Raw genomic sequence first — 14,850 nt, 5'->3', positions numbered from 1 at the left:
CCCTAACGCTGATCCGTTGCTGATCGGGCCGGCGCACAGTGTCCCCGTGAAGCACACCGCATTCGACTACCAGCGCGTTCAGGTCTCCGAGGGCATCGAGCTGAACGTGGCCACCACCGGCAGCGGCAGCCCCGTCGTGCTGCTGCACGGCTTCCCGCAGACCCACCTCATGTGGCGGCACGTCGCCGCCGACCTGGCCGCCGACCACACCGTGATCATGCCCGACCTGCGCGGGTACGGCGACAGCGACAAGCCCGCCGACACCGGCCTCACCTACGCCAAGCGCACGATGGGCGCCGACGTCGTGGAGGTCGCCCGGCAGCTCGGGCATGACCGGTTCGCCCTGGCCGGGCACGACCGGGGCGCACTCGTCGCGTTCCGCACCGGCCTCGACCACCCCGGCCACGTGACGCACCTCGCCTCGCTCGACGTCCTGCCGACGCTCGACATGTGGGACGTCATGCGCGGCACGTCCGCCGCCGTCGGGTTCCACCTGTTCCTGATGGCCCAGCCGCCCGGCCTCGCCGAGGAGATGATCGGCGCCACCCCGGACGCGTTCTTCGGCCACTTCCTCGACGCGTGGGGCGGCACGCCGTTCCCCGAGGACGTGCGCGCCGAGTACCTGCGCGCGAGCCGCGAGGCCGTCACGTCGATCGTCGCGGACTACCGCGCGTCGGCGACGATCGACGTCGAGCACGACGCCGCCGACAAGGCCGCGGGCGCGCAGCTCGCGATGCCGGTCACCGTGCTGCAACAGGACTGGGGCGCCGCGCTCGGGTTCGACGCGAAAGCGTTGTGGCAGGCCTGGGCGCCGGATCTCGACCACCGCACGGTCTCGTGTGGACACTTCATGGCCGAGGAGGCGCCCGAGGTCGTCGCAGGTGCGATCCGAGACCTGCTCGAGCGCTGATCCAGGACGCGAGCGGGTCCAGCACCACCGGGCCGTCCCAGCGCGACCCGGCCACCCGTCACGCCTGGACGCGGCCCTTCGTCGTCCACATCCGGTACCCGGCGGACACCGCCTCCGCCTCCGTCCGGAACGTCATGTCGCCCTTGGTCCGCCGGTAGTACGGCGAGTCCGGCGTGTGGTACACCATCGTCTTCGAGTTCCCCTTGACCGGCAACGGTTCCGGCTTCACGGGCGCCGGCACCACCGGTGCCGCGGGCTGCTCGGCGATCACCACCTGCTCCGCCGCCGGACGGGGCGCGGGCAGGGCCAGGCGGGTCTTCGGGCGCTCCGGCTGCAGGCGGGAGCGCACCGACAGCCACGTCACCAGGGAGCCGACGGCGAACGACACCAGGCAGAGCAGGAACATCTGCGAGAACAACCAGAGCACAGCGGACTCCTAACGGACTGCGACGTCGACCTGGCGCGTGACCGGGTCGTACTCGCCGCCGGGGGCGGGACGGGTCTCGATGGCGATCAGCGCGGGGGACACGCCCTGGCCGACGAGGACGTCGCGGACCATCTCGCCGCGCTTCGTCGCCATCGCCTGGTCGGTGCCGTGCGCGATCAGGGTGATCGAGGCGCGCGGGGCGACCAGCAGCATGCGGCCGACGCGCTCGACGAGCACCGGCCCGTGGCCCTCCCACGCGGTGGTGCCCTGCACGAACCGGATCGCGCCGTTGCCGTTGACCAGGCGGGAGATCGAGTCGTGCAGCGCCGCGACGTCCAGGTCGCCGACGGAGGTGGACGGGCCGACCTCGATGCGGTCGCTGACCTGCAGGCCGTTCGCGGCATCGCGGACGGCGGCGCGGACGGCGGTGGCCCTGTCCTCGTCGGGGACGCGGGCCGCGATCACGATCTGTCCGTTGTGGACCGTCGCGGTCACGTCCGACACCTTGGCCGACAGAGCGGCGCCGAGCACCCTGCCGATCACGGCCGGCGGGATCGGCAGGAGGCCGCCCTGGCGGAGCGCGGCCGTGACGCGGTGGCCGTCGGTCTGCACCGCCTCGATCAGGGCGCGTTGCTCCGCCTCGTCGGCGACCGCGCCGGACACCAGGATCTCGGCGCCGCGCACCGCGACGAGCAACTGCTCGGGCTCGGCCGCGCGCACGTCGGCGGCGGTGACGCCGGAGACGTCGGACACCACGGCGCGCACCGCGTCGACCGAGCGCGGCGAGACCTCGCTGACCACGACCGTCCGGCCGTCGACCGCGACCACACCGTGGTAGCCGGCCTTTCCCAGCGCTGTGCGGACGTCGGAGTGCAACGTCCGTTCGATGCCACCGCCGTAGACGAACACGCCGGTGGCGGCCAGCAACGCGGGCACCAACAGCCCGCCGATCCAAACCGCGTGAGGCAAACGCACGGCGAACTGGCTACCGGACCGCGTCGCCGGAAATCCAGCCAGTCCATCCGTTCGGACCGAGCTTCACCCGGTCAGGTGACCAGGTGAAGCTCGGCGGCACTAGTCCACGGAGGTGCGCGTGCGCCGCCAGGCGACGACGATCAACGCGATCAGGCCGAACAGCGGGATCGTGCTGATGGCCCAGGACAGGCCCATCGGCGGGCCGGGCTGCTCCATCACCTGGAGGTTCGCGAGCTCCCCGGACCCGGCGCCGGCCGGTCCCTCGACGTCGAACCGCATCGACCAGTTCCCCTGCTCGGGCAGGGCGAAGATGTCGAGCCCCCACACCTCGCGCTTGCGCGGGTGCCGCGCCAGCGGGCTGTCGTCGGCCTCCACGCCCTCGCGCAGCAGCGTGAGCGTGCCCTTCTTGCCGTCGATGCCGTTCTCCGGGGCGAAGGTGAAGTCCAGCGACTGCATGGCCTTCACCGGCCACGTGCTGAACCCGATCGTCAGCTCGTACGGTCCGGCCTGCACCTTCTCGGTGTGCACGACGTTCACCGGCTCGAACGCGAGAGCCGGGGCGGTGAGGCCGAGCAGCAGCGCGACCGTGCCCGCCAGTCCCAGCAACGTCTTACGCATGGCGGTTGTCCTTTGCTGGCGCGAGGTGGCGGAGCATGTGGCCGAACCGGCGGCCGAGCATCCCGGCGAGGGCGCCGAGCACCACACCCGCGACGACCGTGGCCACGTACCGCTGCAGGGCCGGGAAGTTGCTGCCGTACGTCAACATCCGCTGCACCGGCGCCAGGGCCGTGATGATCAGCCCGCCGGCCGCGCCCGCGACCCAGGCGGGCAGTCCGCGCAGCAGTTCGACGGCGACCGCGACGAGGAGCAGGCTCATCGGGATCATGTTGGGCAGGCCGGGAACGCCGTCGACGTAGTCGCGCAGCGGCAGGCCGGTGGCGTCGGCGTAGACCTCGGTCGCCCACGGCGAGAACCACCAGAACACGGCCTGCAACGCGGCCACGACGACTCCGACCGCCAGTGCCCCGCCGCGCCGGTTCAGCACGTACGCGCCCATGAACAGGATCATCACCGAGAAGAACGCGCTACCGGCGTTGATCGTGTTGACCGGCCCGCCGGGCAGCGCGCTCAGGCCGAGCACGGTCACCATGCTGAACGCCAGCAACGTGCCCGCGGCCCCGGCGATGCCGTAGGTGCCCCACGTCTGGTCACGGGCGACCGCGAAGATCATCACGGAGCCGACCATGGTGATCGAGATCGACAGCAGCAGTCCGATGTGCGGCGGCGAGTCGATCACGGCGTCGAAGCCGTACAGGCCGTGCCACCACTGGTCCCACAGGCCGTAGACGAGGAACAGCGCCGCGCCGATGCCGGAGATCAGGTAGCCGACGGGTGCGGCGAACGTGCGGCCGAAGACGCCGACCGCGCGGCCGCCGACCACCGGGTCGACCGCCTTGCCGCGCTTCGAGTCCGCGGTCGTCATCAGCACGACCGCGAGGCTCGCGAGGCCGGAGATCGCGCTGCCCGCGTACAGGAACAGGTGCGGCATGGTGAAGAACGTGTCCGGCCCGACGTCGCTGTGCCACTGGATGTCCCAGGTCAGGCCGATCAGCGAGATCAGGGTGCCGCCGACCACGACGGCGGCCGGGACCACCCCCTTCGGGACCGTCCTCGCCGACGACACCGTGGTCGCCGCGATGTTCGCGGTCATTTCCTCCCCCTTCTCAGGTGAGCAGCAGCGGGATCACGACCCGCTCGCTGCGCAGTGACACGGTGATTTCCCATTGGCCGGCCATGAACAGGTCGACGCCCGCGACCTGGTAGCGGCCGGGGGCCCGCGGCGCCGCGGTGATCGGGGCGAGCGCGTGGCCCATCTGCGGCATGGCCGGTTCGACCGTCACGTCGCCGTCGGCGGCGTTGCCGGACAGGTCGGTGATCCGCAGGTCGAACGAGTTGTTGCCGGTCTTCGTGCTGCTGGGCGTGAGTTCGAAGCGGAGCCGGGCGCTCTCCGCGAGGTGCGGCCGGGCCTCGACTCCCCGTGGCCACAGGACGAGCACGGCGGCCACCACGGCGATCACCCCGGCCACGACGGCGATCGTGGAACGCTTCACTTCACGGCCCCCTTCCCGGCCGGGACGTCGACGACGTGCGGCACGGTGATCACCGAGTAGTCCCGCTCGACCTGGATCCACACGAGGTACCTGCCGGGCAAGGGGAACGAGTACGTGAACGGGACGTCCGGCCCGAACGCGGCGACGCTCTCGTCGGGCTGGCCGGGGATGCCCGGTGTCGGCGGGATCATCGAGTGCACGTGCGCCCAGATCGGCGCGGAGGCGGGGCTGCCGGTGACCGGGCCGACGACGATCATGTGCCCGAGCATGCCGAGCCACGGCTGCAGGTCGCGCTCGCCGAACTTCGCCGTGATGGTGCTCGGCCGGCCGGCCTCGCGGATCTCCAGCGCCGTCTCGGCTTTCCCGTCGTGGCGCGGAGAAGCCGCGCCGGCGACGTCGACGCTCGACCGCAGCAGCTGCACTCCCCCACCGCGCCGGGCGATCTCGGCGGCGACCGCGTGCACGCCCTGTTCGGGATCGCGCAGCTTCGCCCGGAACTCACCGGGTGCCGTGCGGACCGGGTGCAGGTGGCGCAGGTGCCCGCTCGGCGACACCACGACGAGGTGGACGAACGCGCTGTCGTGCACCAGCAGGTCGTCCACCGGCCGGCCGGACGAGCCGTCGGTCAGGTCGAGCACCAGGTCGGCGCCGTCCACGCGCGGCACCATGTTCACCGGCGGCCGTGAGAAGTCCATGATGGACGTTCGCTCGTACGGGTTCATCACGGTGTCGTACGTGGGATCCAGCTCCGTGCCGGGTGCCGCGACCGGCGGGATGCTCGGCGACAACAGGGCCGCCGTCACCCCGACCGCGACCGCCGCGACCACGCCCGCGGTCGGCACCAGCGCCAGGCCGATCCTGCCGAACACCGCGCACAGCAACGCCGCCAGCAGGAGCACACCGGCCGCGATGAACCCGCCGTAGGTCGCGTTCTCCCACGGCGACGGGACGAGCGCCGGCACCACGAACGGGATGGTCGCCTCGTCGACCGCGAGCTCCCACGGACCGGGCCGGTCGACGTGCAGCCGTCCGGAGTAGAACCCCGGCGTGGCACCGAGAACCACCTTGGTGGCACTCGACTGCGCACCGGCGGAGCGCAGGGTCAGCGACAGCTCGCCGGCGGGGGTGCCGGCGTGCGTCACCACGTCCACGTGCACCGGCCCCGGCACCTCGGCGACCCGGCGGATGATCACCGTCAGGTCGCGGTCGCCCAGGGTCTGCGCGACGTGGATGTCGGCGCCGGTCTGGGTGCCGTCGGCCAGCGCGGGGGACGCGATCCCGAGGAGCGCCCCCAGCACGAGCAGCAAGGTCACAACACGTCGTTTCATCGCGACCGAACGTATCGATCATGGCGGTCCCTCCGCGTCACTGCGGAGTCGGAAACCGCATCCCCCGCGCGGGGGATGCGCGACCCCTGCGAAGCGGGAGGTCCTCAGGGACGCGATGCGGCAGGATCACCCCCGATGGATCTGATCAAGCTGCCCCTCAAGCACCAGTCGTGGCTGGTCGCGTCCGTGTGCATGGTCGTCGACGGCGCGTTCGTGCTGCTCGACGGCGAACCGTTGCCGCAGACGGTGATCGTGCTGCTGCTGACGCTGGCCGTGGACGCGATGCTCGCCGGTCCCGCGCGGCTGTCGCTGTGGGTGGCGGTGGCGCAGGCGGCCGTCCCGGTGTTCGTCGTCCTCGCCTGGCACAACGGGTTCGACGCCAACGACGCCGGCATGCTCATCGCCGGGTACCGGGCGGGGGCGTGGTTGCGCGGCACCCCGGCGTACGCGTCGCTCGCCGTGCTCGCGGCCGGGTGGATCGCCTGCATCGCGCTGCAGGACTTCGGCTGGCTCACCGCGGTGCTGGTGGCGGGCAAGGGCGCGCTGCTCCCGTGGCTCGTCGGCCGCTACACGACGGCCCGCCGCGCGTACCTCGCCGAGCTGGAGAAGCAGTCGGCGATGGCGGAGAAGGACGCGAAGGCCGCCGTGACCAAGGCGGTCACCGAGGAGCGCGGCGCGATCGCCCGCGACCTGCACGACGTGATCATCCACCACGTCAGCGCGATCAACCTGCACGCCGGCGCGGCGCGGCTCGGGCTGCCGGAGGGCAACCCGAAGCTGACGAACTCGTTGCGGGCCGTGGAGACCTCCAGCCGGGCGGCCATGGTCGACCTGCGGCACCTGCTGGACCTGTTGCACGGCGACAAGTCCGAGGGCGCGCGGCAGCCCGGCCTCGACAACCTCGACGAGCTGCTCGACGGCGTCCGCGCGGCGGGCATGCCCGCCCGGCTCGAGGTGCGCGGACCGCGGCGGGAGGTGCCGGAGTCGTTGGACATCACCGTCTACCGGATCATCCAGGAGATGCTGACCAACGCGCTGCGGCACGGCGACGCGTCCGGCGTGACGGTGACGCTGGAGTACGAACTGGAATCGCTGACCGTCTCGGCGTGCAACGTCGCGGGAGCAGGTGACGACTCCGGCTCCGTGCGCCGCGGCCTGGTCGGCATCCGCAACCGCGCGGGCATGTTCGCCGGCACCACGAGGTCCGGACTGGAAGCGGACGGCCGCACGTGGCGCACCGTCGTCACGTTCCCCCTGGAGGCGTCATGACGCTGTCGGTGCTGCTGGCCGACGACCACGCGATGCTGCGCTCGGGCATGCGCGCGATCTTCGACACCCAGGAGGACCTCCACTGCGTCGCGGAGGTGGCGGACGGCAGGGCCGCCGTGGCCGAGGTCGCGCGGCTGCGCCCGGACGTGGCGGTGCTCGACATCCGGATGCCCAAGCTCGACGGGCTCGGCGCGACGGAGATGATCCTCGCCGACCCCGCGAACCGCACGAAGGTCCTGCTGCTCACGACCTACGACACCGACGAGTACGTCTACCGGGCGTTGAAGGCCGGTGCCAGCGGGTTCCTGCTGAAGTCGCTGCCGCCGGAGGAGCTGATCTCGGCGGTGCGCGTCGCGGCGCGCGGGGACGCGTTGATAGACCCGTCGGTCACGCAACGGCTGATCGCGCGGTTCGCCGTCAGCCTCGCCCCTCCCCCGACGCCGCCGGAGCTCGAGTCGCTGACCGCGCGCGAACGCGAGGTGCTGCAACTGGTCGCGGCGGCCCACAGCAACGCCGAGATCGCCGCGCGGCTGCACGTCGGCGACGAGACGGTGAAGACCCACGTGTCCCGGGTGCTCGCCAAGCTCGGCCTGCGCGACCGCGTGCACGCCGTGGCGTACGCGCACATCAACGGTCTGGTGCGGTGACCCGTTCCTCGACGATCCAGGACCGTGTCCGGGAGCGGTCGAGGAAGCGCTCCTCGTCCTCCGCCACCCCGGAACCCGGCGCGAGGACGAGCGAGAGCCAGGTCCGGCGGGTGGCCGCGTCGGCGAACTTCATGTGCGTCACGACGTCGAACTCCGCCGGGAACCCCTGCTCGTCGCGGGGCGGCAGGTAGTTGCGCACGTAGTGGAACGGGCCGGAACCGATGCCGAGGATCAGCGGCACGTGGTGGTTCTCGTAGTAGTCGACGAACTCTTCCCTGCTCATGCCCTCACGGGCCTTCAGGAAGGCCATGGTGGTGATCACGGATCACCACCCTAGGAGACCTGCTGAGCCGCGGGAACCCCTCGTGCGCCCCGCGGCTCAGCTCTCCCAGACCACCGGCGACTTGGTGTAGCCGTCGCCGCGGTTGTACTCGCCGGCCGCGACCTTCAGGCCGTCCGGTGCCGCGGTCAGCACGCAGGTCTCGTAGGTCTCGCCGGCCGCGCTGAAGGTCTTGGGCGCGCTGGTGGAGTCGCAGTTCGGGGTGTCGCCGCTGATGATCACGCCGGTGCCCTTGCCGTCGGCGCCGAGACCGCGCAGCGAGACGGAGGTGTAGCTGAGGTCGGTGCCGCTCAGGTTCTCGACCTTGACCCGCAGGTAGAACGGCGAGATGCCCTTGGCCTTGTCGCCGAACTTCGCGAGGTCCTCCTTCGCGCCCGCCTCGATCGCGGTGAGCGTGACGGCGATCGTGCCGTTCTTGTCCCCGGAGGCGAACGGGATGACCGCGCGGGCGCCGACCTTGAGCTTCGTGCCGGGAGCGGTGACGTCGCCGCCCGCGGGCGTGGCCTCCTTGGAGGCGCTGGTCTTCTCGGTGCTCGTGGCGGTGGTGGTGGTCGTCGTGTCCGTGGCCGGCGAGGCGGACCCGCCGGTCTCCGAGCCGCAGGCGGACAGCAGCAGGCCCGCCGTCGCGGCGGCGGCGATGAACAGGGGGCCACGGGCGTGCGTCACTGCGGAACTCCTCGGACTGCGGAACCAGGGGTGCCCCGCACGTTAGGCCGGATGTCGCAGCGGCGGTATCGGTCGTTCACACCACACCCGGCCGTCAGAGGTCGTCGAGGCCGATCAGCCCGTCCTGGATGGCCCGCGCGACGAGAGCCGCCTTCGTCGGTGCCTGCCGGCCGATCGCCGCGTACTTGACCCTGATCCGCTCCAGGTGGGAGTTCACCGTGCTGAGCGTGATGTTCAGGCGTTGCGCCACGAACTCCTTCGACTCGGACTGGAACCACTCGACCAGGACCTCGGTCTCGCGCGGCGAGAGAGCGGGCCGCGTCTCGGACCGGTCGCCCGCGAGCGCGCCGGCGAGGGCGGGCGGCGTGTACGACTGGCCCTCGGCCGCGGCCCTGACGGCCTGCACGAGGTGGTCCGCCCCCTCGGCCTTGGTGAGGTAGCTGAGGGCGCCGATCTCCAGGCACTGCAACACGATCTCGTCGTCCGCGCGCATCGAGTAGACCACGACCCGGCGGCCGTTCTCGACGAGCTTGCGCAGTTCGGACGTGGCGGGCGCGACGCCACCGAGGTGCAGGTCGAGCACCACGACGTCGGCCGTGGCGCCGGGCCCGGACCACGCGACCTCGGGCTCCTCGCCGCTCGCCACGAGCTCGACGCCCGCGGTGGACAGCCAGTGCGCGACCCCCGCGCGCACCACGGGGTGGTCGTCGACCACGACCGCCGTCACGTCGTCCGCCATCGCGCCTCGCTCCTCACCAGTCCGCTGTGGACACTCGTCTCCACGCTGACCGCACTCGTGTCGTGGCTTTCCGGCAACGCCCGGCGCGCGTCCGCGACCACGGCCACCCGCACCTCGGTCGCGGTGCGCAACAGGCTCACCTTCGCACGCCCGGTCGCCGCGGCGAGAGCCTGGGCCATCGGCGCGACCAGCTCCCGCCGCACCTCCGTGGGCACCGGCGTGGCCGTCCCGCTGACGGCGAGCGACACCACGACACCACGCCGTTCGGCGACGTCCACACAGGCCGTCAGCTCGTGCAGCAACGGGTCGGGCACGTCGTCGTTCTCCGCGAACAACCTCCGCAACTGCACGGCCGCCACCGAACACCGCAACCGGGTGTCCGGCTCGTCCGCGCCGACCCGCTCGTCGGCGAGGTCGGCCAGCAACGGCAGCAGCGCCCCCAACTGCCCCTCGAACCCGGCCCGCAGGTCCTGCTCCCGCCGCCGCGCCAGCACCTCCTTGGTGCGCGCGGCGTCCAGCGCGGCAGCGGCCTCGGCGGCGAGCCGGGCGTCCCGTTCCAGCACGCGCGTGATCACGAGCACCCCGACCTGGAAGCTGGTGCCGCTGAGGATCACCACCCCGGCCGTCCCGACGTCACCGCCCCCGCCGTGGGCGAACCAGGCGACGCTGAAGCAGAGGTGGGCGGTGAGCGCGCCGACGAAGGCAGCGGGCTTGTCGAACAGGACCAGCAGCAGGTACCAGCCGACCAGCCCGAACGCCCAGTCCGCCGGACCGAACGACGCACCCGGCGGGAGCGCGGTGGTGGCGAGGACGGACGCCGCCAGGGGTGCGGCGGCCAGTGCGGCTCTGGTCGGGGTGTGGGCGGCCACCTGGCCGGCGACGGTGGCGAGGACGGCGGTGAGGAGGGCGTAGGCGAGGTAGGCGGGTGGGGCGTGGGGGTGGCTGACGAGGGACGGGAGGGTGAGGACGAGTTGGACGGCGGAGACGACCACCAGCAGGACCTGGCGGGTGGTGGTGAAGACGGCCTGGTCGGTGGCGGGTGGGGTGGGGGTGGACTGGGAGGTGTCGGGCGCGGCGAGGTCGGGCCGCGAAGGGTCGGCGTGAGCGGGCTGCGTCCCACGACGCGGCTGCACCTCCCCGCCCGGCCTCGTCTCGTCGTCTGGCCGCGCACCACCCTCGGAACTCGCACCGTCGCCCGGCCCCACACCACCGCCCACCCCGGAGCTCGCGTCGTCAGCCGTCCGCGACCACTCCAGCCGGGCCACCGTCCCACCGGCCCCCGACTCCACCACCGCCGTCCCGCCCACCGCCTCCAGCCGCCCGACCACCGACCCGCGCAGCCCACGCCGGTGCTCCGGCACCTCGTCCACGACGAACCCCCGCCCCCGGTCCGCCACCACGACCACCGCACCCCGGCCGGCCGTCACCGACACCGAGGCCTCACCGGTGCCCGCGTGCCGCTCGACGTTCGCCAGCAGCTCCCGCACGGCCCGGACGAACGCCAGCGCGACCCCCGCCGGCACCGGCACCACCGAGGCGTCGACCCGCACCCGCACGGTGCTGTCCAGGCTGACCGCCGTCAGTGCGGCGCCGAGGTCCACGGTGCCCGGCACGTCGCGTTCGGCCAGCACCACGAGGTCGCGGCGGGCCTGGGCGGCGACGTCCGCCGGGTTGCCGCCGTGTGCGGCCATCAGGAACGTCGCCGCCGCCGTGTCGTGCAGCAACGCCAGGTACTCGCGCTCCCGCCTGCTCTGGTCGAGGGCCACGGCGGCGGCGACGTCGCGTTCGGCGGCTCGTTCGCGCAGCTGGTCCACGCGGCGGCTGGACCTGCGCAGGAGCTCGTACGCCAGGCGGGCCAGCACCGACTCCAGCACGGCTCTGACCAGCACCGCCGGGCCGGTGGTGACCACCTGCACGGCGAGGAGCGCGGCCGTGGCCGGGATCGTGACGCGGAGGGGCCACTGCCACTGCCAGGTGATCAGCGTCGTGGTGAGCACCGTCAGGACCCACTGGTCGGCGTCCGCGCCCAGCAGCACCGAGAGCACCACCACGCGCAGGAACGCCACCGGCAGCGCTATCCGGGGCAGGCGGAAGTCGGCGACGGTGCTCACGGCGACGGCCGCGAACAGCCACCAGCCGAGCGGCGAGCTCACCGAGAAGGCGCCGAACAGGCTGATCAGGACTACGCCGGCGCCTCGGACGGGACCCGCGAGACGGGACACCGTCGCCAGCAGCCTCGCCTCCAGCACGTCTCGCATTCTGCGTGACCCGGCCCGGCGACGCGAAAGCGGGTGCTCAGCGCGAGCGCCTGTCCCACCAGAGGGCTCCGGCCGTGATCACCGCGCCGGCCGCCTCCCACACGGCCGCGCCCACGTACGACGTCGGCGCCTTGCCGAGCGCGATCATCGTCAGGAATCCGGCGGCCTGCGCGGACCGGGTCGCGACCGTCACCGCGGGGAACCACGACCAGCCCTTCGCCACGCCCAGCACGTACAGGGCGCCGGTGTTCACCGCCGCGATCGACGTGCTCGTCATCGTCACGCGCAACGGGTCGTCCGCCGGGTAGGCGGCAGGCTCCAAACCCACCGCCGCCAGCTGCGCGTCCTGGTTCAGCAGCCCCAGCACACCCAGCCCGAGGGCGATCACCCCCGCCACTCCCACGGTCCAGCCCGCCGCACCGCGCTCCCGGAACAGCTGCTCGCGGGCCTTCGAGAAGATCTCCACATCGGCACGCTAACCACGGGCGAGCTTCCCCTTCAACGTGCCGGCAAATAGTGCCTGAGCTGCGAATACGGAGTCACGATGTAATCGGCGGACCGCGCCGGAGTCACGATGTGACCGGGGTTTGACACCCCCGGAAACGGCTCCGTTCACTCGCGTCATGACCTGGACTCCACCCGACCTGACCGGCAGGACGTACGCCGTCACCGGCGGCACCGCGGGCATCGGCCGGCACCTCACCGACCGGCTCACCGAGGCGGGCGCCGAGGTCGTGACGCTCGCGCGCGGCGGCCGGGCGACCGTCCGGCTCGACCTGGCCGACCTCGACTCGGTCGCCGCGGCGGCCGCCCGGCTGTCCGAACTGGACCGGCTGGACGGCCTGGTCCTGAACGCGGGCACCAACGACGACCAGCGCGCGTTCGCGACGAACCACCTCGGCCACTTCGCGCTCACCGCGCTCACGTTGCCGTCGCTCACGGGCGGCCGGGTGGTCTCGACCGGCAGCGTCATGACCCGGTTCGTGAAGTACGACCCGCACGACGAGAAGTCCTACGCGCAGTCCAAGCACGCCGTCCTGCTGTTCGCGTTCGAGCTCGACCGCAGGCTCCGGAGGTCCGGTGTGGACGTCCGCTCGCTGGCCGCGCACCCGGGACTCGCGGTCGAGAACCTCCCCCTGCGGTGGCCGGTCCAGAGCAAGGCCCGCGGCGCCTGGCCCGCCCTGCGCGCGCTCACCGACCCGGACGCGGCGGGAGGACTCCACTTCGGTCCCAGGTTCGGCACCGCGGGCTCCCCCGTCGTCGTGCCGGCCCGCGCGGACGCCGCCCTCGCCGCCCGGCTGTGGACCCGCTCCGAACAGCTCACCGGCATCACCTTCGACCTCCCGGCAGGCACCCGATGACCTCACTCGACCAGCTCGCGAAGAGCAGCACCGTCAGCCTCACCACGTTCCGCCGGGACGGCACGCCCGTCGCCACGCCGGTGGGTGGCGTCGTCAGCGGCGACGCGCTCTACGTCCTCAGCTACGCCGGCACGGGCAAGCTCAAGCGGCTGCGCAACAACCCCCGCGTGGTCGTCGCACCGTGCGACAACGCCGGCCGGATCCCCGCGGACGGGCGGAGCATCGAGGGCACCGCCCGCGTGCTCGACCGCGAGGAGACCGAGCGCGCGTACCGGCTGATGGCCCGCAGGACGCCGCTCGCCCGCCTCGCCAAGGCCTGGTACACGATCCGGCGCAGGCAGGACCCGTGGGTCGGTGTCGAGGTGACGTTCTGATCCTGCCCGGCCAGAATCGGCTCGTGGACACCGTCGAGCCGTCGGTCACCGGCACGCAGAGCGTCTTCCGCGCGCTGAAGATCCTGCACGCGTTCACGGCGGCGCGGCCGACGCTGACCGGTCCCGAGGTCGCCGACCTGTTCGGCTACTCGCTGCCCACCGCGTACCGGTTGCTGCGCGCGTTGGAGGCGGAGAACTTCCTGGTGCTCGACCGCTCCACCCGCGCCTACAGCCCCGGCCCGGAGATCCTCCGCCTGGCCGGGGTGATGCTGCACCGCGACGCGCTCGTCGCCCAGACGCAGACGAGCCTGGTCAGGCTGCGCGCGCTGACCGGCGAGACCGTCGCGGTCTACTGGCGGCTCGGCAACCGGTGCACGTGCACGCAGGAGATGCCGAGTCCGCAGGTCACCCGTGCCGAGGCGGGCATCGGCGCGGACTTCCCGATCACGCGCGGTGCCGCGGGCAAGGCGCTGCTGCTGGGTCTCCCGGAGTCCGAGGTCCGCGCGCTGCTGCGGGAACCGGACGTGCCGGCCCCGATCGGCGGCGCGGACGCCCTGCTCGCCGAACTGGCGGTCGGCCGGCGCCGCGGTTACACGGTCAGCGGCGGCGAGACCGTGGCGGGCTCGGTGTCGATCGCCGCGCCCGTGCCGTGGGTGCGGGAGGGGCTGGCGGCCTACTGCGTGATCGCACCGGAGTCGCGCTTCGGGCCACGCGAACGGGACGCGGCCGCCCGCACGCTGGTCGAGGAGATGGAGCGCCTGCGGTCGATCCTGCAGGGCCACACCCCGTACTGACCCCGCATATCGTCCGCGTATCGAAAAACGCGTACGTCCTCGCAACGGGCGGGCGAGTTCACTCGGCAGGTGCTCAACACCTGGCAGGAGTGGGTCGGTACGGAGACCGGGGTCGTGGTCGGCGGGGTCCTCGGCATCCCGGTGGCCGTGCTCGTGGCCCTGCTCCTCGGGCTCCGCCGCAAGCTCGCCCACCGCGACCACCCGTGGCGCACGGCGCTGGCCGACGCCGGCATGGTTTGGGGCACGCTGCCCTGGGTCTGGCTGATCATGCTGCCGGGCTCGGGACCGGGCCTCAGCCTCGTGCCGTTCGCGGACATCGCCGACCTGGTGGCGCACCGCGACGCCGGGCAGATCGTCGGCAACATGCTGGTGTTCGCCGCACTGGGCTTCTTCGCCCCGCTGCGGTTCGCGGCACTGCGGTCGGTGTGGCGGGTGCTGGCGCTCGGGGCGGCCTGCTCGGCGTTCCTGGAGGTCCTGCAGTTCGCCCTGCACCTCGACCGGGTGTCCTCTGTGGACGACGTGCTGCTCAACGCGATCGGCGCGGCACTGGCCTCCCTGCTGTCCCGCTGGTGGTGGCGCCCGAAGCCCGCGGCCGTGCCCGAACGCCACCTGGTCACCGTCTGAATATGCCCGCGATATGCCGCCGTGCCT

The 14,850-nt window shown here is 72.6% G+C and carries 18 protein-coding genes; 7 read left to right on the top strand and 11 right to left on the bottom strand.

Going from position 1 to position 14,850, the window contains the following annotated elements; genetic code table 11:
• The first annotated feature begins 46 nt into the window (after positions 1 to 46).
• Positions 47 to 910 (top strand): alpha/beta hydrolase, encoded by an 864-nt coding sequence (locus ABZX02_RS00380; protein ID WP_355293917.1) that lies wholly within the window; start codon positions 47 to 49, stop codon positions 908 to 910.
• Positions 911 to 968: 58 nt separating this feature from the next.
• On the opposite strand, the gene ABZX02_RS00375 is transcribed toward ABZX02_RS00380, so the two are convergent.
• From ABZX02_RS00375 to ABZX02_RS00350, 6 genes are all read right to left on the bottom strand, one after another.
• The gene (locus tag ABZX02_RS00375) at positions 969 to 1,337 is read right to left on the bottom strand and encodes a hypothetical protein (protein WP_355293916.1); all 369 of its coding nucleotides are present in this window, start codon (positions 1,335 to 1,337) and stop codon (positions 969 to 971) included.
• A gap of 9 nt (positions 1,338 to 1,346) precedes the next feature.
• Positions 1,347 to 2,312, bottom strand: a complete 966-nt coding sequence (locus ABZX02_RS00370; RefSeq protein ID WP_355293915.1) for a hypothetical protein — start codon at positions 2,310 to 2,312, stop codon at positions 1,347 to 1,349.
• Between the two features lie 99 nt (positions 2,313 to 2,411).
• Positions 2,412 to 2,930 (bottom strand): hypothetical protein, encoded by a 519-nt coding sequence (locus ABZX02_RS00365; protein ID WP_355293914.1) that lies wholly within the window; start codon positions 2,928 to 2,930, stop codon positions 2,412 to 2,414.
• Positions 2,923 to 4,023 (bottom strand): hypothetical protein, encoded by a 1,101-nt coding sequence (locus ABZX02_RS00360; RefSeq protein ID WP_355293913.1) that lies wholly within the window; start codon positions 4,021 to 4,023, stop codon positions 2,923 to 2,925. The genes ABZX02_RS00365 and ABZX02_RS00360 overlap by 8 nt, the downstream gene beginning before the upstream one ends.
• Before the next feature lie 13 nt (positions 4,024 to 4,036).
• Positions 4,037 to 4,423, bottom strand: a complete 387-nt coding sequence (locus ABZX02_RS00355) for a FixH family protein (protein ID WP_355293912.1) — start codon at positions 4,421 to 4,423, stop codon at positions 4,037 to 4,039.
• Positions 4,420 to 5,751 (bottom strand): hypothetical protein, encoded by a 1,332-nt coding sequence (locus ABZX02_RS00350; protein ID WP_355293911.1) that lies wholly within the window; start codon positions 5,749 to 5,751, stop codon positions 4,420 to 4,422. Before ABZX02_RS00350 ends, ABZX02_RS00355 begins: the two co-directional genes overlap by 4 nt.
• Before the next feature lie 135 nt (positions 5,752 to 5,886).
• Between ABZX02_RS00350 and ABZX02_RS00345 the strand changes: the two genes are divergently transcribed.
• Both ABZX02_RS00345 and ABZX02_RS00340 read left to right on the top strand, forming a co-directional pair.
• A complete protein-coding gene (locus tag ABZX02_RS00345) occupies positions 5,887 to 7,020 on the top strand; it encodes a histidine kinase (protein ID WP_355293910.1) in 1,134 nt (377 codons plus the stop codon).
• Positions 7,017 to 7,667 (top strand): response regulator transcription factor, encoded by a 651-nt coding sequence (locus tag ABZX02_RS00340; RefSeq protein WP_355293909.1) that lies wholly within the window; start codon positions 7,017 to 7,019, stop codon positions 7,665 to 7,667. The genes ABZX02_RS00345 and ABZX02_RS00340 overlap by 4 nt, the downstream gene beginning before the upstream one ends.
• Here ABZX02_RS00340 and ABZX02_RS00335 read toward each other — a convergent pair.
• The 5 genes from ABZX02_RS00335 to ABZX02_RS00315 form a co-directional block, all read right to left on the bottom strand.
• A complete protein-coding gene (locus ABZX02_RS00335) occupies positions 7,648 to 7,989 on the bottom strand; it encodes an EthD domain-containing protein (RefSeq protein WP_355293908.1) in 342 nt (113 codons plus the stop codon). The two genes, ABZX02_RS00340 and ABZX02_RS00335, sit on opposite strands and share 20 nt — an antisense overlap.
• A gap of 57 nt (positions 7,990 to 8,046) precedes the next feature.
• Positions 8,047 to 8,673 carry a hypothetical protein gene (locus ABZX02_RS00330; protein WP_355293907.1) on the bottom strand — a complete coding sequence of 209 codons (627 nt, stop codon included), beginning with the start codon at positions 8,671 to 8,673 and terminating at the stop codon, positions 8,047 to 8,049.
• A 94-nt stretch (positions 8,674 to 8,767) separates the two neighbouring features.
• Positions 8,768 to 9,412 carry a response regulator transcription factor gene (locus ABZX02_RS00325; protein WP_355293906.1) on the bottom strand — a complete coding sequence of 215 codons (645 nt, stop codon included), beginning with the start codon at positions 9,410 to 9,412 and terminating at the stop codon, positions 8,768 to 8,770.
• Positions 9,397 to 11,661, bottom strand: a complete 2,265-nt coding sequence (locus tag ABZX02_RS00320) for a hypothetical protein (RefSeq protein ID WP_355293905.1) — start codon at positions 11,659 to 11,661, stop codon at positions 9,397 to 9,399. Before ABZX02_RS00320 ends, ABZX02_RS00325 begins: the two co-directional genes overlap by 16 nt.
• 46 nt (positions 11,662 to 11,707) lie before the next feature.
• Positions 11,708 to 12,136, bottom strand: coding sequence for a hypothetical protein (locus ABZX02_RS00315; RefSeq protein WP_355293904.1), 429 nt, complete (start codon positions 12,134 to 12,136; stop codon positions 11,708 to 11,710).
• 157 nt (positions 12,137 to 12,293) lie between these two features.
• Between ABZX02_RS00315 and ABZX02_RS00310 the strand changes: the two genes are divergently transcribed.
• The 4 genes from ABZX02_RS00310 (at position 12,294) to ABZX02_RS00295 (ending at position 14,823) form a co-directional block, all read left to right on the top strand.
• Complete coding sequence (locus ABZX02_RS00310; RefSeq protein ID WP_355293903.1) at positions 12,294 to 13,031, top strand: SDR family NAD(P)-dependent oxidoreductase; 738 nt, start codon at positions 12,294 to 12,296, stop codon at positions 13,029 to 13,031.
• Complete coding sequence (locus tag ABZX02_RS00305) at positions 13,028 to 13,405, top strand: PPOX class F420-dependent oxidoreductase (RefSeq protein WP_355293902.1); 378 nt, start codon at positions 13,028 to 13,030, stop codon at positions 13,403 to 13,405. The genes ABZX02_RS00310 and ABZX02_RS00305 overlap by 4 nt, the downstream gene beginning before the upstream one ends.
• 23 nt (positions 13,406 to 13,428) lie before the next feature.
• Complete coding sequence (locus ABZX02_RS00300) at positions 13,429 to 14,199, top strand: IclR family transcriptional regulator (RefSeq protein ID WP_355293901.1); 771 nt, start codon at positions 13,429 to 13,431, stop codon at positions 14,197 to 14,199.
• Positions 14,200 to 14,268: 69 nt separating this feature from the next.
• Positions 14,269 to 14,823 (top strand): VanZ family protein, encoded by a 555-nt coding sequence (locus ABZX02_RS00295; protein WP_355293900.1) that lies wholly within the window; start codon positions 14,269 to 14,271, stop codon positions 14,821 to 14,823.
• Positions 14,824 to 14,850: the final 27 nt, after the last annotated feature.

Source organism: Lentzea sp. NPDC003310 (assembly GCF_040610935.1).
In the GTDB taxonomy this organism is placed as follows: domain Bacteria; phylum Actinomycetota; class Actinomycetes; order Mycobacteriales; family Pseudonocardiaceae; genus Lentzea.
The sequence above is the reverse complement of the archived record's forward strand: the minus strand, read 5'-3'. Positions and strand labels throughout refer to the sequence as shown.